Genomic DNA, 22,359 nt, shown 5'->3' on the forward strand with positions numbered 1-22,359 from the left:
AGCGCGGCCGACGACCCGCGGCGATCAGTGGAAAGAGTCTCCGCACGCGCACGAGCCGGTCGCGGTGGGGTTGTCGATCGTGAAGCCCTGCTTCTCGATCGTGTCGACGAAGTCGATCTTCGCGCCGTGCAGGTACGGAACGCTCATCCGGTCGACCACCACGGCGACCCCGTCGAACTCGTGGGTGTCGTCACCGTCGAGATTGCGCTCGTCGAAGAACAGCTGGTAGCGGAGTCCGGAGCATCCACCGGGCTGGACGGCGATGCGCAGCTGCAGGTCGTCGCGCCCCTCTTGGTCGAGCAGGCTCTTGACCTTCGCCGCGGCACCCGGGGTGAGCGTGACGCCCTCGGCGGGCGCTTCGACCTCTGAGGTCCCTTGTGCAGTCATTCAATACTCCCGAACTCGTGGATACGCCGGTGGTCGAACGTTGGTAACGCGGTGACCGCCGATTCCATTCCCCATCGTACGGGTTCGCGGCGGCTCGGCCTACCAGGCGGGTCGTCAGTGCGCCTCGAATTCGGTTGCCGCGCCGGTGCCTGGCTGATAGCAAGTCACGGTGAACAAGGTTGAGGTGCTGACCCGCCGCACAGAGCGGCTCGATCTTCGTCCCGTACGCGACGAAGACATCGACACCATGCTGGCGTACCACACCGACCCACGAGTCTATGAGTGGCTGCTCAGGACCGAGATCGACCCGGCCGCGTTCCGCAAGGCGCGGCTCGGCGCCGTTGACGACCCGCGCGACTACTCGGTCGTCGCCGAGCTCGACGGACGAGTCATCGGCGACGGAATGCTCGAGATCACCGACGGCATGGGCCAGGACCACGCGCCCGAGACCCAGGGCTGCCAGGCGCTGCTCGGCTACATCCTCGACCCCGCGTACGCCGGGCGGGGTATCGCCACCGAGCTCGCGACCGAGCTGCTGGTGATGGCGTTCGACGACCTCGGCGTACGCCGCGTCACCGCCGGTTGCTACGTCGACAACCGCGCGTCGGCCCGCATCCTGGAGAAGATCGGCATGCGGCGCGAGGAGTACGCGGTCAAGGACTCCTGGCATCAGACCCGCGGCTGGATCGACGGCGCGTCGTACGCGATCCTGCGCGAGGAGTGGCAGCGCTGACCGGGCGCTAACGCGACCAGGTACGCGCGACCCGCCGGCTGAGCGAGCCAAGGCTGCCGGCCGGATCGGCGAACGACGCCTCCTCGCCGACCACGTCGACCATCGCGTACGCCGACTCGACCCCCATCGCACGCATCTCGCGGGATCCGACCAGCACCTGCCCGGCGACGACGACACACGGCCGCAACGCCTCCGCGGCGATCTGCGCGACGCCGTAGACGACCTTGCCGCCACGCGAGGAGAAGTCGTACGCGCCTTCCCCCGTGACCACGACGTCGCAGCGGCGCGCGAGCGCGGGGATCCCGGCGGCCTCGGCAACCAGCTCGATGCCCGACTGGCGCTGAGCGCCGAGCAGCAGGAGTCCGAAGCCGAGACCCCCCGCGGCACCGGCACCGGGTGCGTCCGCGACCCGCCGCTCGGGCGGGGTCGGCCCGCACGCGGCGACCACGAACGCGTCGAGCAGCGCGTCGAGCGTGGGGATGTCGGCCTCGGCGACCCCTTTCTGCGGGCCGAACGTCTTCGTCGCGCCGAACATCCCGAGCAGCACGTTGTCGACGTCGCTGGCCATCACCAGGTCGACTCCGTCGAGCCGCTTTCGCGCGGCCTCGAGCTCGAACCGCCCGATACCGGCGAGCCCGGAGACCCCCGCGTCGAGTGGGACGTCGGCGTCGGCACCGAGCGCCGCAAGCAGGCCCGCTCCCCCGTCGTTGCTCGCGCTGCCGCCGAGCCCGACGACAACTCGGTCGGCGCCGGAGTCGGCCGCCGCGGCAATGGCCTCGCCGACGCCGTACGTCGACGAGCGCTCGGGATCGCGCTCGCCTTCGGGGACCAGGTGCAGACCGCACGCCTGAGCCGACTCGACGTACGCCGTGCCTTCGTGTCGCAGGATGGTGACCGGCGTCGGTGCGCCGAGCGGCCCGCGTACGGTCGCCGCGACCAGGTCGCCGCCCAGTGACTCGTGCAGCACCGACACGAACCCCGGACCGCCGTCGGCCATCGGGGCCAGGTGGAGCTCGTCGTCGGGGGCCTGCGCGGCCCATCCCTCGGCAATGGCATGCGCCGCCTCGACGGCGCTCAACGTACCGGCGAACTTGTCCGGCGCGATCAGCACGTGCATGGGCGAATCCTCGCATGTGCCCACTACCTTGGGCGCATGACGCTGGACATGACGGTACGACCGATGCGTACGGGTGACATCAATGCCGCCGAGGCGCTGACCGGGTCCACGTTCCATGCTCTCGACGTGGCGACGAACCCGGCCGACTGGCCGGCGCCCGAGGCCCGCAGCGACGACCGACGATCGGCATGGCGCGATCGGTGCGCCCACTTCCTCGCGTACGACGCGCCGGGGTGCTGGGTCGCCGAGGATGACGAGGGCCTCGTCGGCGTTGCGACGTCGCTTCGCCGCGAGACGATGTGGATGCTTTCCAGCTTCGCGGTACGCGGCGGCGCGCAGGGCAAGGGCGTCGGCTCCCGGCTGCTCGAGGCGGCGCTCGCGTACTCGCAGGGCTGTGTGCGCGGCATGATCGACGCGTCGCAGGATCCTCGTGCCGTACGGCGCTATCACCAGGCAGGCTTCACGATCCACCCCCACATGCTCGTCCACGGAGTCGTCGACCGCTCGCGTATCCCGGTCGTCGAGCACGTGCGCGACGGCAGCCTCGGTGACCTCGACCTGATGAACTCGATCGACCGACAGACCCGCGACGCGGCGCATCTCGTCGACCACGAGTTCATGGCGGCCGAGTTCGCGCTGCGCGTCGTCGACGACTCGACCGGCAGCGGTTATGTGTACATCCTGCCGTCGGGCGGCGCGTACCTCCTGGCCGCCACGAACAGGCGTACCGCGAGCCGGCTGTTGTGGGACGCGCTCGCGGCGGTGCCCGAGGGCGAGCAGGTCACCGTCGACCACCTGACCGGCGAGCAGGACTGGGCGATCGACGTGGCGATGGAGGCCAGGCTGTCGGTGTACCAGCGCGGCTACCTCGCGCTGCGGTTCATGAAGCCGCCGGCACCGTACGTCCCGAGCCCGCACTTCCTTTAGTCAGCACAGCCTTTAGTCAGCACAGCCTTTAGCCAGCACAGCCTCTGACCGCCCCGTGGGCATTGCGACGAAGGCAACAGTGCCGCCGACCGACCTGTGCCATAGTCGGCGCGTGACCAACGACCCGGTGGACGTCCCGCTGCTCGTACTCGGCCGAAGCTCCGACCCAGACTCCGAACGCGGCGTCGCCTGCCCCGGCACGCTGCCACCCGCATCCGACCCCGACCTCGTCGAGCGGGCACGTCACGCGAAGGCGGCGCTCGGCGACTCGGTGTTCGTGCTCGGCCACCACTACCAGCGCGACGAGGTGATCCAGTTCGCCGATGTCACGGGCGACTCGTTCAAGCTCGCCCGGCAGGCCGCCGCGCGACCGGATGCGCCGTACATCGTGTTCTGCGGCGTGCACTTCATGGCGGAGTCGGCCGACATCCTCACCGGCGACGACCAGCGCGTGATCCTGCCGGATCTCGCCGCGGGCTGCTCGATGGCCGACATGGCACGCATCGACCAGGTCGAGGACGCCTGGGACGCGCTGACCGATGCGGGCGTGGCCGAGGTGACCGTGCCGGTCACGTACATGAACTCCTCTGCCGACATCAAGGCGTTCTGCGGGCGCAACGGTGGTGTGGTGTGCACGTCGTCGAATGCCGCACGTGCGCTCCGCTGGGCGTACGAGCGACACGGCTCCGACACGAAGGTACTGTTCCTCCCCGACCAGCATCTCGGCCGCAACACCGCCGTACGCGACCTGGGCCTCGCGCTCGACGACTGCGTCGTCTACGGCCCTCGCCGGCGCTCGGGAGGACTGTCCGATGACGACCTCGCGTCGGCGCGGATGGTGCTGTGGCAGGGGCACTGTTCGGTGCACGGCAGATTCAGCGCGGAGTCCGTCGCAGACGTACGCGAGCGGGTGCCCGGTGTGACGGTGATGGTGCATCCCGAGTGCACGCACGAGGTCGTGCTCGCGGCCGATCGGGTCGGCTCCACGGAGGCGATCATCACGACGGTGGCCGAGGCTCCCGCCGGCACGGCGTGGGCGATCGGCACCGAGCTCAACCTCGTACAGCGGCTGGCGGCGGAGCATCCGGACAAGGGGGTGATGTTTCTCGACCGCACGGTGTGCTTCTGCTCGACGATGAACCGGATCGACCTGCCGCACCTCGTGTGGGCGCTGGAGAGCCTCGTCGAAGGAACCGTCGTCAACCAGATCAGGGTCGACGACGACACGGCGCACTGGGCACGGGTCGCACTCGACCGGATGCTCGCCCTGCCTGGCTGACCGCGCGTCAGCCGAGTGGACGACCGAGGTCCGCGGCGACGTCGGCGAGTGCGTCGAGGCGTTCGCTGACCGGCGGATGCGTCTGGAACTTGGACCTGAGGTAGCCGACCTGACGCATCGGAACGAACATCATCTCGCCAACCGACCCCACCGCGCGCAGGTCACGGTCCGGGATCTGCTCGCTCCCGCCGGACAGCTTCGTGAGAGCCGAAGCCAGGGCGGTCGGGTTCCCCGTCAGGTACGAGGCACTGCGGTCGGCGCTCAGCTCGCGGTAGCGCGAGAGCGCGCTGCCCAGGAGGCCGCTGATGTAGTAGACGAGCGCATACAGCCAGAACACGATCATCCACCACCGAAACTTCGAGCGCTGTTGCGTCGCGCCCGGGCCTGTCGCCGGCCGCTTCCCGTCGTCGCCCTCGGCGTCCTGGTCCTGGACACGTCGGCCGGCCGCCTCGAACAGCAGCCGGAAGGACGCGGCTCCGGTCATCACCACGACGTCGCGGTGCGCGATGTGCGCGAGCTCGTGCGCGATGACGGCCTCGAGCTCGTCGCCGTCGAGGACATCGAGCAGCGTCGTGGTCACGCACACCGTGGCGTGTCGCGGCGACCGGCCGACGGCGAACGCGTTCGCGTACGGCTGCTCGGCGATCGCGACCGTGGGCTTCGGCCTGTCGGCCAGCGCACAGAGCCGGTCGACGACACCGTGCAGCTCGGGTTGCTCCTCGGCCGTCACGGTGCGGGCGCCGAGCGCCTTGAGGGCGGCACGGTCGCCGAACCACCACTGGGCGAGCAACGCGCCACCGATCAGGACCGCCGCCATGACCACATCCGAGGCGTACGCGAGGTACGCGAACACGACAGCGTGGAAGGCGATCACCAGCACGACAACGCACACCATGCGTGCGGTCAGCTGCGGATCGGAGCGAAAGCGGGTCGTCGGCATCGGAGCAGGATACGGCCGGGCGGGGCCAGGCGTCCGGCGCTCGGCGCATCGGCCCGACCCAGGCGCGGATTACCATGGGCCCGTGGTAATCCGCGCCCTACCCAGCAAACTTGCCAGGGAGCGGCGCGGTTTGCCCGTGAGCGGTGGAACGTCAACCCAGGCCGGGCGCGCCCCAGACACCCAACCAGCGTTGGAGGTCCTTCTCGAGTGGTACGTCGTTCTCGATCAGACCACGGACCTGCAGCTCGACGGAGTTGTCGCGCTTGTTCGGGCCGAGCGGGGCGAACGGGTAGAACGTGCCCTGCTTGTAGAGGTAGACGAGTGCGAGCGGTTTACCGTCGGCGCCCGTGAAGTTGACCAGCGAGCACAGCAAGGCGGTGCCGAACCCGTTGTCCTGCAGGGAAGTGTTGATCGCATGCAGGTCGGTGACGAGCCCCGACACGTCGTCGGGACGCTGCTGGCAGAGCAACCAGGTGAAGCCGTACGAGTCCTCGCTGCGTTCGACCTTCGGGCCGCCGTCGGCGTCGAGGAGCTCGACGACGTCGCTCTGCGTGGTGCCGAACGCCGCCCCCTCGCTGGCGCGATAGCACACGGCGCCGGAGCCCGTCGGCAGGAAGCCTCCCCCGGCCTCCAGCGTCAGCGCGGCGTTCGGAACCGCGAAAAGCGCATCGAGGTCGGCGGCCGGGGGCTTGGAACGCCCCATGATCGAGCTCCAGAAACCCATGCGCGCCAGGCTCTCACATCGGCCGGCCGAGATCGGCCGACACTCGGGAGAGCTGCTCGAGGCGCTTCTCGATCGACGGATGGGTCGAGAACAATGTGCTGAACGACTCCGACTTGATCGCCGGGGTGAAGAAGAACGCGTTCATCGACTCGGCCGCGCGTAGGTCGCGAGTCGGGATGCGCGCCATGTCGCCGGAGATCTTCGTCAGCGCGGACGCGAGAGCGGACGGCTTGCCCGTGAGGTACGCGCCGGACCGGTCGGCGCTCAGCTCGCGGTAGCGCGAGAGCGCACGGGTCAGCACGAAGCTGATCGCGTACACCGCCAGGCTCACCAGCCAGATCACGAGCAGCGCGGGCCCGCTGTTGTTGTCGCGTCGCCCGCCGCCGAAGAACATTCCCCATCGGGTGATGAACCCGGCGAGCAGCCCGAGCGTGGACGCAACTGTCATCACGGCGACATCACGATGGGCCACGTGCGAAAGCTCATGGCTCAGTACGCCCTCGAGCTCCTCGCCGTCGAGCCGGCGCATGATCCCGGTGGTGACGCACACGACCGACTTCTTGGGTGAGCGTCCGGTCGCGAACGCGTTCGGCAGGTCGGTGTCGGCGATGGCGACGCGCGGCTTCGGCATATCGGCCAGCGCACACAGGCGGTCGATCATTCCGTGCAGTTCCGGCGCCTGCTCGGGCGTGACCTCGCGCGCCCGCATGGACGCCAGCGCGATCTTGTCGGAGAAGTACCACTGGCCGAGGCCCAAGGCGATCACGATGACAGCGCCGATCGCCATGCTGCCGCTGTAGTAGATCAGCACGCCGCCGAACACGACGTACAGCGCTCCGAGCAGGAACGCGACCAGCCCCATCCGGGCGGTCAACCCGCCGTCGCTACGAAACCGTGTCTTGGCCATTCATGGACTCCTCGCCTCACCTACTAAGACGTACGGCGCACCGCAAAGATTCCGGTACGCCGGTCGGGTCAGCCGGGAATGAGACCCTCGTCACCGAGCATCTCCTCGACCTCCTGCAGCGACGCGTCTGCGGGCGGGAGGATCAGATCGGAGTCGACGAGCTCCGCGTCGCCAAGGGCCTCGCCCTGCTCGCGTACGGCACCGAGCAACGCCACCAGCGCGGGCTGGAACGCCGCGTCGTCGTCGGCCTCGACCGCCGACTCGACCGCGGAGTCGAGCTCGTTCAGCCGCTCGGCAGCGTCGTCGGCCACGGAGAACTGGCCCTCGCCCATGATCCGGATGATCATGCCTGGCCCTCCGCCTTCGGCTGCTCTGCGGGCTCCGCGGCGGGCTCCGCCGGCGTGCCCTCGATCGACTTCTTCTCGCCGCCTTCGATCTGCGCCTTCATCGCGGCGAGCTCGGTGTCGACGTCACCCGACGCACCGAGTGCGTCCAGCTCACGGGCGATGTCGTCGCCCGGGCTCGCGGTCACGTCGTCGAGCGCACCGGAGGCGATCAGCTCGTCGACCGCGCCCGCGCGGGCCTGCATCTGCGCGGTCTTGTCTTCGGCACGCTGGACGGCCATGCCGACGTCGCCCATCTCTTCGGAGATTCCGGAGAACGCCTCGTTGATGCTCGTCTGCGCCTCGGCCGCGGTGTACGTGGCCTTGATCGTCTCCTTGCGGGTACGGAACGACTCGACCTTGGCCTGCAGCCGCTTCGACGCGAGAGTCAGCTTCTCCTCTTCGGCCTGCAGCTGGGAGTGCTGGTTCTGCAGGTCGGTGATCTGCTGCTGAAGGCCGCTACGTCGCGTCAGTGCCTCGCGGGCGAGGTCTTCGCGGTTGGCGCCGAGGGCCTGCTTGGCTTGGTCCTGCAGCTTGTCGCTCTGCTGGTTGAGCTGGTTGATCTGCAGCTCGACGCGCTTGCGACTCGTCGCGACGTCGGCCACTCCCCGACGCACCTTCTGCAGGAGCTCGAGCTGTTTCTGATAGCTGTAGTCGAGCGTCTGGCGCGGGTCCTCCGCCTTGTCCAAGGCCGAGTTGGCCTTCGCGCGAAAGATTGCGCTCATCCGCTTCATGATGCTCATCGAGGTATGAGCCCCCTTCGTCCAATGCGTCGAGTGTCTGCCTCAACCTTACGGCCAGTGCTGTCGCGCGGGGAACGGGTCACCGCCGATGCGGTCGACGACTGTGGCGTTGGTCTCGGTACTCTTGAGCGTACGCTGAACCACCCGACGCCCGCTCGAAGCCCCTGAAAGCCATGCCTTTGTTCCGACGCTCCTCCCACCAGCCGGCCGCGCCCGAAGACCAGGCCGAGTCGACCGATCCCAGCGGCAAGGGCCGCGCGACGCCCAAGCGCAAGGAGGCCGAGGCCGCCCGCAAGGCGAGGGTGAAGCCGCCACGTACGCGCAAGGAGGCCGCGAAGGTGGTGCGACAGAAGCGGTACGAGGAGCGCACCAAGATGCGCGAGGCCATGGACACCGGCGACGACCGCTACCTCCCGGCCCGCGACCGCGGCAAGGTGCGCGGCTTCGTCCGAAACTTCGTCGACGCCCGCTACAACGTCGCCGAGTTCCTGCTCCCGCTGCTGGTCGTCATCCTGCTGCTCAGCTTCCTGCAGACCGAGTGGGCCGTCTTCACGCTGTTCGGGCTCTGGATCGTGACGATCATCGGCACTCTGCTCGACACGATCTACCTGATCTTGCGGGTACGCCGCGAGCTGAAGCAGCGCTTCCCCGACGAGAGCACCCGCGGCTGCATGCCGTACGCGGTGCTGCGCAGCACCCAGCTGCGGCGGTTCCGGATGCCGAAGCCGCAGGTCAAGCGCGGCGAGAAGATCGCCTGACGCTCCCGCTAGCCTGGCGCCATGGAGTTTCGCTACCTCGGTAAGAGCGGTCTGAAGGTCTCGGAGATCGCGTACGGCAACTGGCTCACGCACGGCTCTCAGGTCGAGGAGGACGCCGCCCTCGCCTGCGTACGTCGCGCACTCGACGAGGGCATCACGACCTTCGACACGGCCGACGTGTACGCCAACACCGCGGCAGAGTCGGTGCTCGGCCGCGCCCTCGGCGACGTACGCCGAGAGTCGGTCGAGATCCTGACGAAGGTCTTCTGGCCGACGGGTCCCGGCGGACCCAACGACGCCGGGCTCGGGCGCAAGCACATCATGGAGTCGATCGACGGCTCGCTGCGTCGCCTGCAGACCGACTACGTCGACGTCTACCAGGCCCACCGGTTCGACAACGAGACCCCGCTCGAAGAGACGATGTCGGCGTTCGCCGACGTCGTGCACGCGGGCAAGGCGCACTACATCGGCGTCTCGGAGTGGACCGCCGACGAGATCCGCGCCGGACACGAGCTGGCGCGCGAGCTGCGCATCCCGTTCATCTCCAACCAGCCGCAGTACTCGATGCTCTGGCGGGTCATCGACGAGCGGGTCGTACCCGCGTCCGAGGAGCTCGGGCTCGGCCAGATCGTCTGGTCGCCGATCGCGCAGGGCGTGCTGACGGGCAAGTACAAGCCGGGTGCCCAGCCGCCCGCCGGCTCGCGCGCGACCGATGCCGGTGGCGGCGCAGACAACATCGCCCGGTGGCTGAACGACGACGTCCTCAACGCGGTCGCGAAGCTCGAGCCGATCGCCGCGGAGGCGGGCCTGTCGATGGCCCAGCTCGCGGTCGCCTGGGTACTGCAGAACCCGAACGTGTCCGCCGCGATCATCGGCGCCTCGCGTCCTGAGCAGGTCAGCGAGAACGTCGCGGCCGCGGGCGTACGTCTGGACGAGGCGACCATGCGCGCGATCGACGATGCGATCGCGGGAGTCGTCGTACGCGACCCGGCGCTCACCGTGTCTCCGGACAGCCGTCCGGGCAGGGGCTGAGCGGGCCTACTCGGGGCGCAGGCTCATCGGGCCGTACACCTCACGGTCCTCGTCGAGCAGCGTGACCTGCTCGACCCCGGCGTCGAGCAGCTCCTGCCACGCCTCACCGATCCACGACTCGGCCTCACCTCTGCTCGGAAATCCGTGCTCGAGGTTGATTCCGGCCGACACCGTCTCGCCCGCTGCGTCCTGCAGTCGCCACGTCCACGTCATGCGCCCCACCGTATCGGCGCCCGCCGCCGGCATACCCCACCTTGCGCAGCCGTGTGACCTGCGCCATAGTGTCGACGATCTGAACCGATCGGCACGTCCGGGTCCCGCGCACGCACAGTGAACGCTGTGCCGCGCTGCTCGGCTCAGGGGCGACGTGCATCGAACACGCTTCGACGCAACCCGTCGAAGGCAGGGAGGAACGAAGGTGCGCAAGCTATCTGCCGTACTCACAGGCGTGGCGATGACCGCCGCCCTGGGCGCAGGTTACGGGGTGACGTCGGCAACTGCCGGCGCGTCTCCCGGGCCGGCACCCGGAGCACCCGCGCCGTCGGCTGACGCCGACGCGACGTCGGACGACCTACCGAACCCACTCGCCGACAAGCGACGCGAGCTGCGCGAGCAGGCGATCACGACACTCCTGAACGGCCACGGCGAGAAGCGGGTCGAGCAGCGCGGGCCGAGCACCGTCATGCGCGTCGGATCCGCCAAGGAGGCGCCGGCGGTAGACGCCCAAGGCGATCGGACCGCTCGCAAGAAGAGCCAGGCCCAGTACGTCGAGCTCGATCGCGAGACGACAGACCGGATCTTCGCGGTACTCGTCGAGTTCGGCGACGAGCGTCACCCCGAGTACCCCGACAAGGACCTCGATCCGACGACGCCCGGTCCCACAACCTTCGAAGGTCCCGCCCGCAACGCGATCCCGGAGCCCGACCGCAGCGAGGACAACTCGACGGTCTGGCAGCCGAACTACAACCGCAAGCACTTCAAGGACATCTACTTCGGTGAGGGCGCCGTGCCCGGCGCGGGCAAGGAGACCGAGTCCCTCAAGACGTACTACGAGCGCCAGTCGTCCGGCCGCTACAGCGTGAGCGGCACCGTCACGAACTGGGTCAAGGTCAAGTACAACGAGGCGCGCTACGGCCGCAGCAACGACCCGGTCGCCGACGGCGAGGACGGTGACGACCCGGCCGTGTGCCAGGACACCAACTGCGGCAACGTCTGGAACCTCGTGCAGGATGCCGTGAACGCCTGGGTCGACGACCAGGAGGCCAAGGGACGTACGCCCGCGCAGATCAAGAAGCAGCTGGCCACGTTCGACCGTTGGGACCGTTACGACTACGACGGTGACGGCGACTTCAACGAGCCCGACGGCTACCTCGACCACTTCCAGATCGTGCACGCCGGTGGCGACCAGGCCGACGGCGATCCGCACCAGGGCGAGGACGCGATCTGGTCGCACCGCTGGTACACCCAGACGACGCCGATCGGCGCAGGCGGCCCTGAGGGCAACCCGCTCGGCGGCAGCGAGATCGGTGACACCGGCTTCTGGGTCGGCGACTACACGATGCAGCCGGAGAACGGCGGCGTCAGCGTCTTCACCCACGAGTACGGCCACGACCTCGACCTGCCCGATCTGTACGACCGCTTCGGGGGCGACAACAGCGTCGAGTTCTGGTCGCTGATGGCGCAGAGCCGCCTCGGCGCGAAGGGCGACGAGGGCATCGGCACGCGCGCGGGCGATCTCGGTGCATGGGAGAAGCTGCAGCTCGGCTGGCTCGACTACGAGGTCGTGCGGCCCGACCAGAACCGCCGAATGGTTCTCGGCCCGCACGAGTACAACTCGCGGAATGCCCAAGGAGCGGTCGTCGTACTGCCGAAGAAGCAGAAGACGACCGAGCTCGTGGAGCCGTACGCCGGCGAGAAGACGTGGTGGAGTGGGTCCGGCGACAGCCTCGCGAACACGATCACCCGTGACGTGACGCTGCCCGAAGGCGACGCAACGCTGTCCATGCAGGCGAACTGGGATATCGAGGACTGCGGCACCACCGCGTGCGACTATGCGTTCGTCGAGGTCGACGACGGCAGCGGCTGGGCCGCGATACCCGGCTCCATCACCAAGCCCGAGGAGAACAACGGCATCGACGGTACGAGCGACGGTTGGGTCCCTGCCACGTTCGACCTGTCTGCGTACGCGGGCAAGGACATCGGGCTGCGGATCCGCTACCAGACCGACGGCGCAGCCGGCGGGATGGGATTCTTCGCCGACGACATGTCGCTCACCGCGGGCGGCGAGACGCTGTTCGAGTCCGGTGCCGAGGGTGACGACGAGGGTTGGACGCTCGACGGGTGGACCGCACAGGGTGCGTCGTTCACGCAGGACTACGACAACTACTACGTCGCTTCGCACCGCGACTACGTGTCGTTCGACAAGTACCTGAAGACCGGGCCGTACAACTTCGGGTTCCTCGACTCGAGGCCCGACTGGGTGGAGCACTTCCCGCTCCAGGACGGTCTGCTCGTCTCGTACTGGGACACGTCCCAGCTGGACAACGACACCAGCCAGCACCCCGGTGAAGGGCTGATCCTGCCGGTCGACGCCAACCCGCGCCCGCGCGTACGGCTCGACGGTGAGTACTGGCGCTCCCGGGTGACCGGGTACGACTCACCGTTCTCGCTGGAGAAGTCGGACTCGCTCACGCTGCATGTCGACAGTCGCGCCAACCACCTCCGTGGCCTGCGTGCACAGCCGACATTCAACGACGGCAAGAAGTTCTGGTACGCCGCAACGCCCGACGGAGGAGTCAAGGTGCCGAACAACGGCGTCAACATCGGCGTTCTGTGGCAGCGCGGCAACCGGATGAAGGTCCGGGTCTACGAGCGGCCCTGAGCAGGGAGCTCCCGCCCACTGGGCATGACGTTTCGGCCCCCGATCCAGCGATTCAGGGGCCGAAACGTCACGCTCACGGTGGCTAGCGCACCGAGTCGGACACGAACGGCGGTTTCGTCACCGTGAACGGCTCGGTGCGCCCGCGTACGTCGACCGACACCGACTGCCCGTCGGCCAGCCCGCGGTCGACGAGTGCGAGCGCGATGCCCTTGCGCAGGCTGGGCGAGAACGTGCCCGAGGTGACCTCGCCGATCTCGGTGCCGTCCGCGTTGCGGACCGTCATACCCGGGCGCGGGATTCCCCTGCCCGCAGCGACCAGCCCACGCGAGACACGAGACGTCTTGGCGGCCCGCTGCTCGACGAGCGCGGGCTTGCCCCAGAACTCCGCTTTGTCCCAGCCGACGGCCCACGCCGCACGCCCCATCACCGGTGTGATGTCGAGCGAGAGGTCCTGACCGTGCAGGGGGTAGCCCATCTCGGTGCGCAGCGTGTCGCGAGCGCCGAGGCCCGCGGCGCGGAGGCCGAACTCCTCACCGGCCAGCATGACGGCATCCCACACGGTCGCGGCCGCTCCGGCCGGTACGACCAGCTCGTACCCGCGCTCCCCCGTGTAGCCGGTCCGGCAGACCGTGAGCGACGCGTCGTCGTACGTCGCCGACGCGAACGACATGTAGTCGTGCCCCGTCGGCAGGCCCACCGCGTCGAGCACGGCGTCGCTGTGTGGCCCCTGCACCGCGAGCACGGCGAAGTCGCGGTGCTGGTCGATGACCTCGACGCCGTCGGGTGCGGCCGCGGCCAGCCTGCGTACGACCTCGGTTGTGTTGGCTGCGTTCGGGACGAGGAAGACGTCGTCGTCGGCGCGAACGTAGGCGATCAGGTCGTCGACGACGCCACCGGACTCGTCGCAGCACAGCGTGTACTGCGCCTGCCCCGGGCCGATCTTGTCGAGGTCCGCGCTCAGGCAGCGGTTGACGTACGCGAGCGCACCCGCGCCACGTACGACCGCCTTGCCGAGGTGACTCACATCGAACAGCCCGACGGCCTCGCGTACCGCCTTGTGCTCGGCGAGCACTCCTCCCCCGGCGTACTCGAGCGGCATCTCCCAGCCGCCGAACTCGGCGAACTTGGCGCCGAGGCCGACGTGGCGGTCGTGCAGCGGGGAGCGCAGCAGCGCGCTGTCAGGTCCGTTAGCCATGGCCAGGACACTAGACGTTCGCCGCGCAGGGCCGGATTACCAGGTCCCGCGTACGCCGAGCGCCCGGCGTCGTAGCCTGACCTCTGTCCATTCAGATCCGACGAACGGGGTCGCATGCCATCGGTCAGCATCAGCTCAGCCAGTCCTACGACGACGCGCTCGGACGTGCTCATCGTCGCCGCGACCTCGTCCGGCAAGCAGGTGAGCGTGCTCGCACCCGCCGACGAGGTCGCGGACGCGTTCGGCCGATCGCTGCAGCCGACCCTGTCGACGCTCGGCTTCACCGGCAAGGAGGGACAGGTCGCGAAGCTGCCGACGAACGGAGTCGTGAAGTCGCCGCTGGTGATCCTCGTCGGTGTCGGTGAGAGCGCAGAGCCGTCCGCCGAGACGTTGCGTCGTGCCGCGGCCGTCGGGGTCAAGGCCACCTCGAACGCCGACTCGGTGGCGGTCGCGTTCCCCACACCGGACGACGATGCGGTCTCCGCCGTGGCAGAGGGCGTCCTGCTCGGCAGCTACCGCTTCGACCGCTACAAGTCGTCTCCCGACGACGATGCCGTGAACTCGGTCGTGATCCTGTCGGAGCGCTCTCGTACGAAGGGTGGTAAGGCGGCGATCGATCGCGCCGAGACCGTCGCCTCGGCGGTCTGCCTCGCCCGCGACTGGGTGAATACCGGTGCCGGCGACCTGACACCGCCGGCGTATGCAGACGCGGTCACCGAGGCCGCGTCGGACGACAAGGTCAAGGTCACCGTTTGGGACGACGCCCGCCTCACCAAGGAGGGCTGCGGCGGCATCCTCGGCGTCGGCCGCGCCTCCGACAGCGAGTCGCGTCTGGTCCAGATCGCCTACAAGCCCAAGAAGCCCGTTGCCCACCTCGCCCTCGTCGGCAAGGGCATCACGTTCGACTCGGGTGGTCTGTCGATCAAGCCGGGCTCGGGGATGATGACGATGAAGTGCGATATGGCGGGCTCCGCCGCGGTGATCGCCGCGACGCTCGCGATCGCCCGGCTCGGACTCCCGGTCCGCGTCACGTGCGTCGCCGCCATGGCCGAGAACATGGTCAGCGGCTCGGCGACCCGGCCCGGAGACGTGCTGACGATCCGTGGCGGCACGACGGTCGAGGTGCACAACACCGACGCCGAGGGCCGGCTCGTGCTCGCCGACGCGCTGGTCGTCGCGACCGAGCACCAGCCCGACTTCCTCGTCGACGTCGCGACGCTGACCGGTGCATGCGTCGTCGGCCTCGGCGAGCGGACGGCCGGTGTGCTGTCCAACGACGACACGCTCCGCTCCGCCGTTCCCCGGCTTGCCGATTCGGTCGGCGAGCCGATGTGGCCGCTGCCGATCGCCGAGGAGATGCGCGCGAAGGTGCGCAGCTCCGAGATCGCCGACCTACGTCAGCACAACCCGAAGCCGGTCGGTGGCACGTTGTACGCGGCCGCGTTCTTGCGCGAGTTCGTCGGCGAGTCGCGCTGGGCGCACCTCGACATCGCCGGCCCGGGCTTCAACAACGAGAGCGCGTACGGCTACGTGCCCAAGGGCGGCACCGGCGTCGCCGTACGTACGCTCGTGGCGACCGCGCAGGCGATCGCCGACGGCGATCTGGCCTGACGGGGCGAGCGATCGGACCTGCGCAGCAGTCGGCGGACGAGGCCGGGTTGTTGCGCGACGGGTGACGAGGTCCGCCGCCACGCGACCGCGGCGCTACTCGCCCGCGTCGCGCTTGCGCACAGCCTCTTTCGCCGCGAGCTTCTGGCGATGATTGTAGTCGCGCATCCGTTGCGGGTAGCCGACGACCGCCGCGTCGTAGCTCGGAACCTGCAGGTCGTTCGCAAACTTGTGCGCCCATTCGGCGGACGGCACCCGCCGGCGCGTCCACTCGCCGTCCTTCGCGACCAGCAGCAGGGTTGTCTGGGTCACCGTCGTCTGCGGTTCGACGAACCCCTCGACTCCCTGGCGCGTCTGCACGAAGTCGGTGAGGTGCTCACGGTCGACCTTCGACGACCCACGGTCGGAAACGGCGGCTCCCGACGCGGTCTTGTTCCGCTTGCGACGGAACCATGCCATCGACGTCACCCGCCTTTCGAATCCCGGTTGTCTCCAGTGTGCCGCATGAGCATGCCATGCGGTCGCGAGCCATGTGCCTCGACCCTGCGACGGAACAGGTCCTGCGGGTCGTCCTGCTGTGGTCCACTGCGGCTGACTCGTCCCACCGACAACCATGAGGACTCCCACGTGAACACGAAACGCCGCATCGTGCCGGGGCTCGCGGCAATGGCCGCCTTCGGCATCGCCACCACCATCGTCGCACCGGCATGCCCCGCGACGGCCGCCGACGGCGACGGCGACGCGCAGGCGGGCGCCCTACGCCAGGCCGCACAGTCGACCGGCTCGATCATCACGGTCCGCAACGACGGCTCGGCCACGACGTACGCGAGCGGCTCGACGAGTTCCGGTGCGAACGACGAGCCCACCGACGCCGACAAGTTCCGCGTGGCCAGCAACACCAAGATGTACGTCTCGACGATCGTGCTGCAACTCGTCGAGGAGGGCGAGGTCGACCTCGACGAGTCGATCGGCACGTACCTCCCCGGCGTTGTCGTCGGCGACGGCATCGACGAGAACGTGATCACCGTACGCAACCTGCTGCAGCACACCAGCGGCATCGCCGACTACGCGACTCCCGACGTGGTCTTCAACCCGCAGTACCAATGGGTGCCGCCGAAGCCGGCCGACCTGATCAGGCTCGGGACGAGGCGCGGATCGCAGTCGAAGCCAGGAACCGCGATGGCGTACTCGAACACCGGGTATGTGATCCTCGGCGAACTGATCGAGAAGATCACCGGTCAGCGCATCGGCGACGTGATCGACGAGCGCATCGTGAACCCGCTCGGTCTCGAGGAGACGATGTACGCGTACGCGGGCGAGAAGGCGATCCCGGGCCCGCACTTCAGCGGCTACATCGGGGTGCCGCCGCTGCTGTTCGAGACGTCCGGCCACGAGCCCGGCCTGTTCGGGTCAGCCGGCGCACTGCTGTCCTCCGGCTCGGACATGACGGTGTTCGTCGACGCCCTCGTCGGCGGCGATCTGCTGACCGAAGAGTCGCTCGCCGAGATGGAGACCACCTTCAAGGACACCGGATACGGCCTCGGCCTGTTCCAGCTGAAGACGTCGTGCGGCGTCGCCTGGGGGCACAACGGCCACGTACCGGGCTACCTCTCCTACGCCATCGCCGACGGAGACGGCCGCTCGATGTTCGCCGCGGTCAACACCAGCCCGACGGTGGCCGACCCGTCACAGCAGTTCGCCGACACCATCGATTCGGCCATGTGCGGCTCGGAGTCGACTGGCAAGGCCACGCTGCCGAAGGCCGCGCGCGTCGAGTTCCGCCGGTACGCCGAGCGCTGACGGGTAACTCCGGTCCGTCGTCCGTTTTCGCGTCGCGGACCGCGTAGACGCTCTATGATCCCGCATGGGGTCCGGCCGCTCGACCTGCGGCCGGCGTGAGGGGAGCACCCATGCAGACGCAGACGACTTCGCGGTTCGCGAGGTCTACGGTCGTGATCGCGACAGCGACCCTGCTCGCCGCCGGCGCGGCGACGGCGCCGGTGGACGCATCGCCGGCCCGACCGGCCGCGGACGCCGTCACCACCGGCGCCAGCGTTCAACCGCCGCGGAAGCTGCCCGCGAAACCCGGCCGCTACGAGGGCCACTTCTACACTGGCAAAGGCAAGCGGCTGGAGCCGTTCAGCTTCCGGATCACCAAGAACGGTCGTTACATCAAGAAGTTCCACGCAGCGCTCGAGGTCATCTGCTCGTACTATCCACCCGAGGTCGAGGTGCACCCGCTGTGGTATCCGAAGACGAAGGTCAAGCGGAACCACACGTTCAAGCGCGCATGGAAGCCCAAGAAGAGCGCCAAGATCATGCTTCGCGGGCGGTTTCGGAAGAATCGGCTGGTAAGCGGCAAGCTCGACTACACGGTCGGGATCTGCGTCCGCGTCGGCTACCTGAAGGCACACCGCGTCGGCAAATGAGCGCAGCATCGTAGTCCGGTTGCCCTCTGACCCGCGTCACGCGAAACTTGCGCCGAGTGACAAGATGACTGCAGGTGGCGAAGATCTCGCACCGACCCGTTCGCGTACGGAGGCAGATGTGGCGGACCACGCCGACGACGGCTTTGACGTAGTGATCCTCGGAGGCGGCAGCGGCGGGTACGCGTGTGCGCTCCGTGCTGTTCAGCTCGATCTGAAGGTCGCACTGATCGAGAAGGCGAAGCTCGGTGGCACCTGCCTGCACAACGGGTGCATTCCGACGAAGGCGTTGCTGCACGCGGCAGAGGTCGCCGACGCGGCCCGCGAGAGCGAGACGTTCGGCGTACGCGCCTCGCTCGACGGCATCGACATGGCCGGCGTCAACAAGTACAAGGACGGCGTCGTCGACCGGCTCTACAAGGGCCTCACCGGCATGATCAAGGGCGCCGGCATCGCCGTGTACGAGGGCGACGGCACGCTGGTCGGTCCCAACACCGTGGAGGTCGACGGGCAGCGCGTGACGGGCAAGAACGTCGTCCTCGCGACCGGCTCGTACGCGCGCACGCTTCCCGGCCTCGAGATCGGCGGCCGGATCATCACCAGCGACGAGGCATTGACCCTCTCGGAGGTTCCGCAGAGCGCGATCGTGATCGGCGGCAGCGTCATCGGCGTCGAGTTCGCATCGGTCTGGAAGTCGTTCGGAGTCGACGTCACGATCGTCGAGGCACTCCCCAACCTGGTCCCGATGGAAGATCCCGCGCTGTCCAAGCACCTCGAGCGCGCGTTCCGCAAGCGCAAGATCGACTTCAAGACCGGCGTGAAGTTCGAGAAGGCCGAGCAGACCGAGTCCGGCGTCCGGGTCAGCCTCGAGACCGGTGACGTCCTGGAGGCGGACCTCGTGCTGGTCGCCGTCGGACGCGGTCCGACCACCTCCGGCCTCGGCTACGAGGAGCAGGGCATCACGCTCGATCGCGGGTGGGTGCCGACCAACGAGCGGCTCGCGACGAACGTCCCCGGCGTCTACGCCGTCGGCGATCTCGTCCCCGGGCTGCAGCTCGCGCACCGCGGTTTCGCGCACGGCATCTTCGTCGCCGAGGAGATCGCCGGCCTCGACCCGATGCCGGTCGTCGACTCGGGCATTCCGCGCGTCACGTACTGCGAGCCGGAGGTCGCCTCGGTCGGGCTGACCGAGCAGCAGGCCCGCGAGAAGTACGCCGACGTCGACACCTACGAGTACAACCTCGGCGGCAACGGCAAGAGCCAGATCCTGCAGACGGCGGGCATCGTCAAGCTCGTCCGCGAGAAGGACGGCCCGATCGTCGGCGTCCACATGATCGGCGACCGGATGGGTGAGCAGGTCGGCGAGGCATCCCTGACCGTGAACTGGGAGGCGTTCCCCGACGATGTCGCACAGTTCATCCACGCGCACCCGACGCAGAACGAGACACTCGGCGAGGCATCGCTTGCCCTCGCCGGCAAGCCGCTGCACGCCCATAGCTGAGCCCTCGACAAGCTGAGCCCGCCAACGAGAAGGACAGACAGGGAACATCATGGCCACGCCCGTCACACTCCCCGCCCTCGGTGAAAGCGTCACCGAGGGCACCGTCACCCGCTGGCTCAAGCAGGTCGGCGACACCATCGCGGTCGACGAGCCCCTGCTCGAGGTCTCGACCGACAAGGTCGACACCGAGATCCCCTCGCCCGTCGCCGGCACGTTGCTGGAGATCAAGGCCGATGAGGACGAGACGGTCGAGGTCGGTGCGGAGCTCGCCGTCGTCGGCGAGTCGGGTGAGTCCGGCGGTACGCCGGCCGAGCCGGCCGCCGAGGAGCAGGCCGAGCAGCAGGCCGAGCCGGAGCCCGCCGCGCAGGAACAGGCCGCTCCGGCATCGGAGCCCGAGCCTGCGCCCGAGCCCGCACCGGCCGCACAGGCCCCCGCGTCGGGTGGCAGCGCGAATGGCACGCCGGTGACGCTGCCGGAGCTCGGCGAGAGCGTCACCGAGGGCACCGTGACGCGGTGGCTGAAGCAGGTCGGCGACACCATCGCGGTCGACGAACCTCTGCTCGAGATCTCGACCGACAAGGTCGACACCGAGATCCCCTCCCCCGTCGCCGGCACCCTGTTGGAGATCAAGGCCGACGAGGACGAGACGATCGAGGTCGGTGCCGAGCTGGCGATCGTCGGCGGCGACGGAGCAGCCGCCGCGCCCGCGGCCGAGCCGACACCGGAGCCCGAGGGCAAGAGCGAGCCGGAGCCCGCTCCTACACCGCAGCCGGCACAGCCCGCGCCGACCCCGCCGCAGGCACCTGCCGCGCAGGCCGCGCCGCAGCAGTCGTCCGCTCCGGCGCCGTCGGCTCCGGCGGCTTCGACCGCGGGCAACGGCAGCGGCTCGCAGGCGTACGTCACGCCGATCGTGCGCAAGCTCGCCAACCAGCACGGCGTCGACCTGGACTCGATCGCCGGTTCCGGTGTCGGCGGCCGCATCCGCAAGCAGGACGTGCTCGACGCCGCCAAGAAGCCGGAGCCGGTCGCGACTCCGGCGCCGGCCCCCGCGCCCGCCGCGCAGTCTGCGGCGCCGTCGCCCGATCTGTCCGGATTGCGCGGCACCGTGCAGAAGGCCAGCCGGATCCGCCAGATCACCGCGACGAAGACGAAGGAGTCGCTGCAGGGTTCGGCCCAGCTGACCCAGGTGCACGAGGTCGACGTCACCAAGATCGCGCGGCTGCGCGAACGCTCGAAGGCGTCGTTCCAGCAGCGCGAGGGCGTCAAGCTGACGTTCCTGCCGTTCTTCGCCAAGGCCACCGTCGAGGCGCTCAAGCAGCATCCGAACGTGAACGCTTCGTACGACGAGGACGCCAAGGAGATCACCTACCACGGCGCGATCAACCTCGGCATCGCCGTCGACACCGAGCAGGGCCTGCTGTCGGTCGTCATCCACGACGCCGGCGACCTCAGTCTGTCGGGTCTCGCGCAGCGCATCGCCGACCTCGCCGCGCGGGCGCGCAGCAACAAGCTGAAGCCCGACGAGCTGTCCGGCGGCACGTTCACGGTGACCAACCTCGGCAGCAACGGCGCACTGTTCGACACCCCGATCCTCGTCCAGCCGCAGTCGGCGATGCTCGGCACGGGCGCGGTCGTCAAGCGTCCCGTGGTGATCGCCGACGCCGACGGCAGCGACACGATCGCGATCCGCTCGATGGTCTACCTCCCGCTGACGTACGACCACCGGCTGATCGACGGCGCCGACGCCGGCCGCTTCCTCACCACGATCAAGCGACGCCTGGAGGAGGGCGGCTTCGAGCCCGACCTCGGACTCTGACCAGGTACCGAAGAAAGATGCGCTTCGCCCGTCGACCCGGCACGATAGCCCGATGAAGTACGTCATCGGCGGTGCCTCGGGCCAGACGGGCACGGCGCTGTGTCGGCACCTGCGCAGCAACGGACACGACGTCGTCGCACTCGTACGTCGTGATCCGCGCGGTCCGAACGAGTCACGCTGGGACCCGTACACCGGCTCGGTCGACGCAGCGCTGATCGGCTCGGCCGACGTCGTCGTCAACCTGTCCGGCGCCGACCCGCGACGCATCCCGTGGACGCCGGCGTACAAGCGCCGCATCCTCGACTCCCGGGTCTCCGCGACGCGAACGCTCGCGCGTGCCGTCGCGGCAGCGACGTCGAAGCCGGCGTTCCTGAGCGCGTCGGGTTCGACGATCTACGGCGCCGAGCGTGGGCCCGAGGTGCTCACCGAGACCTCGCGGACCGGGAGCGGGTTCCTCTGCTCGGTCGCCCTCCACTGGGAGGAAGAGGCATCGATCGCGGCCGACGCCGGTGCGCGGGTGTGCCTGCTGCGTACGACCGCGACGCTCGACCGTACGGGCGGGCTGCTGCAGCTGATGCTGCCCGTCTTCCGACTCGGGCTCGGCGCGAGATTCGGCGACGGCTCGCAGTACTTCTCCTGCCTGTCGCTACGAGACTGGGTCGCGGCCGTCGCCTGGCTGGCGGCAGACGATTCGGCGATGGGTGCCTACAACCTGGCGTGCCCGGAGACGCCGACGAACGCGGAGCTGACCCGTGAGCTCGCCCGCCGCCTGCGCCGACCTGCCGTGTTGCGCGCTCCGGGCGCCCCGATGCGGTGGGTACTCGGCGAGCAGGCCCTCGCCGTACTCGGCTCGTCTCGGGTGCGACCCGCGCGGCTCCTCGACTCCGGGTTCGAGTTCCGCGACCCCGACGTCGCAGCGATCCTCGCCACCGCCCTCGGCTGACGCGGCATGTTTACCATGTAAACATGGTAAACATCCTCCTTGCACGGCGTATTCACCAT

Annotated in this window: 22 protein-coding genes; 12 read left to right on the forward strand and 10 right to left on the reverse strand. The window is 69.0% G+C overall.

Annotated elements, in window-relative coordinates; all coding sequences use genetic code 11:
* Positions 1–24: 24 nt before the first annotated feature.
* On the reverse strand, positions 25–387 hold the full coding sequence (locus tag L0C25_RS23475; protein ID WP_271634256.1) for a HesB/IscA family protein: 363 nt from the start codon (positions 385–387) through the stop codon (positions 25–27).
* A gap of 169 nt (positions 388–556) precedes the next feature.
* Between L0C25_RS23475 and L0C25_RS23480 the strand changes: the two genes are divergently transcribed.
* The gene (locus L0C25_RS23480; RefSeq protein WP_271634257.1) at positions 557–1,120 is read left to right on the forward strand and encodes a GNAT family N-acetyltransferase; all 564 of its coding nucleotides are present in this window, start codon (positions 557–559) and stop codon (positions 1,118–1,120) included.
* A 7-nt stretch (positions 1,121–1,127) separates the two neighbouring features.
* Here L0C25_RS23480 and L0C25_RS23485 read toward each other — a convergent pair whose 3' ends face one another.
* Positions 1,128–2,237: a glycerate kinase family protein gene (locus L0C25_RS23485; protein WP_271634258.1), complete on the reverse strand. Its 1,110-nt coding sequence runs from the start codon at positions 2,235–2,237 to the stop codon at positions 1,128–1,130.
* Positions 2,238–2,273: 36 nt separating this feature from the next.
* Between L0C25_RS23485 and L0C25_RS23490 the strand changes: the two genes are divergently transcribed.
* Positions 2,274–3,164 (forward strand): GNAT family N-acetyltransferase, encoded by an 891-nt coding sequence (locus tag L0C25_RS23490; RefSeq protein WP_271634259.1) that lies wholly within the window; start codon positions 2,274–2,276, stop codon positions 3,162–3,164.
* 112 nt (positions 3,165–3,276) lie between these two features.
* Positions 3,277–4,443 (forward strand): quinolinate synthase NadA, encoded by a 1,167-nt coding sequence (gene nadA, locus L0C25_RS23495; RefSeq protein WP_271634260.1) that lies wholly within the window; start codon positions 3,277–3,279, stop codon positions 4,441–4,443.
* A 7-nt stretch (positions 4,444–4,450) separates the two neighbouring features.
* Here the strand turns inward: nadA and L0C25_RS23500 are convergent, their stop codons facing one another.
* The 5 genes from L0C25_RS23500 to L0C25_RS23520 all read right to left on the reverse strand — a co-directional run bounded on the left by L0C25_RS23500 (position 4,451) and on the right by L0C25_RS23520 (position 8,140).
* The gene (locus L0C25_RS23500; RefSeq protein ID WP_271634261.1) at positions 4,451–5,383 is read right to left on the reverse strand and encodes a M48 family metalloprotease; all 933 of its coding nucleotides are present in this window, start codon (positions 5,381–5,383) and stop codon (positions 4,451–4,453) included.
* A gap of 151 nt (positions 5,384–5,534) precedes the next feature.
* Positions 5,535–6,107: a PspA-associated protein PspAB gene (gene pspAB / locus L0C25_RS23505; RefSeq protein ID WP_271634262.1), complete on the reverse strand. Its 573-nt coding sequence runs from the start codon at positions 6,105–6,107 to the stop codon at positions 5,535–5,537.
* Positions 6,108–6,120: 13 nt separating this feature from the next.
* Complete coding sequence (gene htpX, locus L0C25_RS23510) at positions 6,121–7,014, reverse strand: zinc metalloprotease HtpX (RefSeq protein ID WP_271634263.1); 894 nt, start codon at positions 7,012–7,014, stop codon at positions 6,121–6,123.
* A 68-nt stretch (positions 7,015–7,082) separates the two neighbouring features.
* Complete coding sequence (gene pspAA / locus L0C25_RS23515; RefSeq protein ID WP_271634264.1) at positions 7,083–7,361, reverse strand: PspA-associated protein PspAA; 279 nt, start codon at positions 7,359–7,361, stop codon at positions 7,083–7,085.
* Positions 7,358–8,140, reverse strand: coding sequence for a PspA/IM30 family protein (locus L0C25_RS23520; RefSeq protein ID WP_271634265.1), 783 nt, complete (start codon positions 8,138–8,140; stop codon positions 7,358–7,360). The genes pspAA and L0C25_RS23520 overlap by 4 nt, the downstream gene beginning before the upstream one ends.
* A gap of 173 nt (positions 8,141–8,313) precedes the next feature.
* Here L0C25_RS23520 and L0C25_RS23525 point away from each other — a divergent pair, with 173 nt between their 5' ends.
* Together L0C25_RS23525 and L0C25_RS23530 are read left to right on the forward strand one after the other, a co-directional pair.
* Positions 8,314–8,898, forward strand: coding sequence for a DUF3043 domain-containing protein (locus L0C25_RS23525; protein ID WP_271634266.1), 585 nt, complete (start codon positions 8,314–8,316; stop codon positions 8,896–8,898).
* Positions 8,899–8,919: 21 nt separating this feature from the next.
* The gene (locus L0C25_RS23530; protein WP_271634267.1) at positions 8,920–9,930 is read left to right on the forward strand and encodes an aldo/keto reductase family protein; all 1,011 of its coding nucleotides are present in this window, start codon (positions 8,920–8,922) and stop codon (positions 9,928–9,930) included.
* 6 nt (positions 9,931–9,936) lie between these two features.
* On the opposite strand, the gene L0C25_RS23535 is transcribed toward L0C25_RS23530, so the two are convergent.
* Positions 9,937–10,143 carry a hypothetical protein gene (locus L0C25_RS23535; protein WP_271634268.1) on the reverse strand — a complete coding sequence of 69 codons (207 nt, stop codon included), beginning with the start codon at positions 10,141–10,143 and terminating at the stop codon, positions 9,937–9,939.
* 241 nt (positions 10,144–10,384) lie between these two features.
* Here L0C25_RS23535 and L0C25_RS23540 point away from each other — a divergent pair, with 241 nt between their 5' ends.
* Positions 10,385–12,811 carry an immune inhibitor A domain-containing protein gene (locus L0C25_RS23540; RefSeq protein ID WP_271634269.1) on the forward strand — a complete coding sequence of 809 codons (2,427 nt, stop codon included), beginning with the start codon at positions 10,385–10,387 and terminating at the stop codon, positions 12,809–12,811.
* An 82-nt stretch (positions 12,812–12,893) separates the two neighbouring features.
* On the opposite strand, the gene gcvT is transcribed toward L0C25_RS23540, so the two are convergent.
* The gene (gene gcvT, locus L0C25_RS23545; protein WP_271634270.1) at positions 12,894–14,006 is read right to left on the reverse strand and encodes a glycine cleavage system aminomethyltransferase GcvT; all 1,113 of its coding nucleotides are present in this window, start codon (positions 14,004–14,006) and stop codon (positions 12,894–12,896) included.
* A gap of 114 nt (positions 14,007–14,120) precedes the next feature.
* Here gcvT and L0C25_RS23550 point away from each other — a divergent pair, with 114 nt between their 5' ends.
* Positions 14,121–15,617 carry a leucyl aminopeptidase gene (locus tag L0C25_RS23550; RefSeq protein ID WP_271634271.1) on the forward strand — a complete coding sequence of 499 codons (1,497 nt, stop codon included), beginning with the start codon at positions 14,121–14,123 and terminating at the stop codon, positions 15,615–15,617.
* A gap of 93 nt (positions 15,618–15,710) precedes the next feature.
* On the opposite strand, the gene L0C25_RS23555 is transcribed toward L0C25_RS23550, so the two are convergent.
* Positions 15,711–16,073 (reverse strand): hypothetical protein, encoded by a 363-nt coding sequence (locus L0C25_RS23555; protein ID WP_271634272.1) that lies wholly within the window; start codon positions 16,071–16,073, stop codon positions 15,711–15,713.
* A gap of 168 nt (positions 16,074–16,241) precedes the next feature.
* Here L0C25_RS23555 and L0C25_RS23560 point away from each other — a divergent pair, with 168 nt between their 5' ends.
* The 5 genes from L0C25_RS23560 to L0C25_RS23580 all read left to right on the forward strand — a co-directional run bounded on the left by L0C25_RS23560 (position 16,242) and on the right by L0C25_RS23580 (position 22,300).
* A complete protein-coding gene (locus tag L0C25_RS23560; RefSeq protein ID WP_271634273.1) occupies positions 16,242–17,414 on the forward strand; it encodes a serine hydrolase domain-containing protein in 1,173 nt (390 codons plus the stop codon).
* 152 nt (positions 17,415–17,566) lie between these two features.
* Complete coding sequence (locus L0C25_RS23565) at positions 17,567–18,043, forward strand: hypothetical protein (RefSeq protein ID WP_271634274.1); 477 nt, start codon at positions 17,567–17,569, stop codon at positions 18,041–18,043.
* Between the two features lie 118 nt (positions 18,044–18,161).
* Positions 18,162–19,541, forward strand: coding sequence for a dihydrolipoyl dehydrogenase (lpdA, locus tag L0C25_RS23570; protein ID WP_271634275.1), 1,380 nt, complete (start codon positions 18,162–18,164; stop codon positions 19,539–19,541).
* 49 nt (positions 19,542–19,590) lie between these two features.
* The gene (sucB, locus tag L0C25_RS23575) at positions 19,591–21,357 is read left to right on the forward strand and encodes a 2-oxoglutarate dehydrogenase, E2 component, dihydrolipoamide succinyltransferase (RefSeq protein WP_271634276.1); all 1,767 of its coding nucleotides are present in this window, start codon (positions 19,591–19,593) and stop codon (positions 21,355–21,357) included.
* A 52-nt stretch (positions 21,358–21,409) separates the two neighbouring features.
* Positions 21,410–22,300: a TIGR01777 family oxidoreductase gene (locus L0C25_RS23580; protein WP_271634277.1), complete on the forward strand. Its 891-nt coding sequence runs from the start codon at positions 21,410–21,412 to the stop codon at positions 22,298–22,300.
* Positions 22,301–22,359 lie beyond the last annotated feature (59 nt).

Source organism: Solicola gregarius (assembly GCF_025790165.1).
In the GTDB taxonomy this organism is placed as follows: domain Bacteria; phylum Actinomycetota; class Actinomycetes; order Propionibacteriales; family Nocardioidaceae; genus Solicola; species Solicola gregarius.

What these genes read in the sequence shown, in the direction of transcription:
- L0C25_RS23475 (WP_271634256.1), bottom strand. Translation starts at nt 387, where the DNA reads ATGACTGCACAAGGGACCTCAGAGGTCGAAGCGCCCGCCGAGGGCGTC.
- L0C25_RS23485 (WP_271634258.1), bottom strand. Translation starts at nt 2,237, where the DNA reads ATGCACGTGCTGATCGCGCCGGACAAGTTCGCCGGTACGTTGAGCGCC.
- L0C25_RS23490 (WP_271634259.1), top strand. Translation starts at nt 2,274, where the DNA reads ATGACGCTGGACATGACGGTACGACCGATGCGTACGGGTGACATCAAT.
- L0C25_RS23500 (WP_271634261.1), bottom strand. Translation starts at nt 5,383, where the DNA reads ATGCCGACGACCCGCTTTCGCTCCGATCCGCAGCTGACCGCACGCATG.
- pspAB (WP_271634262.1), bottom strand. Translation starts at nt 6,107, where the DNA reads ATGGGTTTCTGGAGCTCGATCATGGGGCGTTCCAAGCCCCCGGCCGCC.
- htpX (WP_271634263.1), bottom strand. Translation starts at nt 7,014, where the DNA reads ATGGCCAAGACACGGTTTCGTAGCGACGGCGGGTTGACCGCCCGGATG.
- pspAA (WP_271634264.1), bottom strand. Translation starts at nt 7,361, where the DNA reads ATGATCATCCGGATCATGGGCGAGGGCCAGTTCTCCGTGGCCGACGAC.
- L0C25_RS23520 (WP_271634265.1), bottom strand. Translation starts at nt 8,140, where the DNA reads ATGAGCATCATGAAGCGGATGAGCGCAATCTTTCGCGCGAAGGCCAAC.
- L0C25_RS23525 (WP_271634266.1), top strand. Translation starts at nt 8,314, where the DNA reads ATGCCTTTGTTCCGACGCTCCTCCCACCAGCCGGCCGCGCCCGAAGAC.
- L0C25_RS23530 (WP_271634267.1), top strand. Translation starts at nt 8,920, where the DNA reads ATGGAGTTTCGCTACCTCGGTAAGAGCGGTCTGAAGGTCTCGGAGATC.
- L0C25_RS23535 (WP_271634268.1), bottom strand. Translation starts at nt 10,143, where the DNA reads ATGACGTGGACGTGGCGACTGCAGGACGCAGCGGGCGAGACGGTGTCG.
- L0C25_RS23540 (WP_271634269.1), top strand. Translation starts at nt 10,385, where the DNA reads ATGACCGCCGCCCTGGGCGCAGGTTACGGGGTGACGTCGGCAACTGCC.
- gcvT (WP_271634270.1), bottom strand. Translation starts at nt 14,006, where the DNA reads ATGGCTAACGGACCTGACAGCGCGCTGCTGCGCTCCCCGCTGCACGAC.
- L0C25_RS23550 (WP_271634271.1), top strand. Translation starts at nt 14,121, where the DNA reads ATGCCATCGGTCAGCATCAGCTCAGCCAGTCCTACGACGACGCGCTCG.
- L0C25_RS23555 (WP_271634272.1), bottom strand. Translation starts at nt 16,073, where the DNA reads ATGGCATGGTTCCGTCGCAAGCGGAACAAGACCGCGTCGGGAGCCGCC.
- sucB (WP_271634276.1), top strand. Translation starts at nt 19,591, where the DNA reads ATGGCCACGCCCGTCACACTCCCCGCCCTCGGTGAAAGCGTCACCGAG.
- L0C25_RS23580 (WP_271634277.1), top strand. Translation starts at nt 21,410, where the DNA reads ATGAAGTACGTCATCGGCGGTGCCTCGGGCCAGACGGGCACGGCGCTG.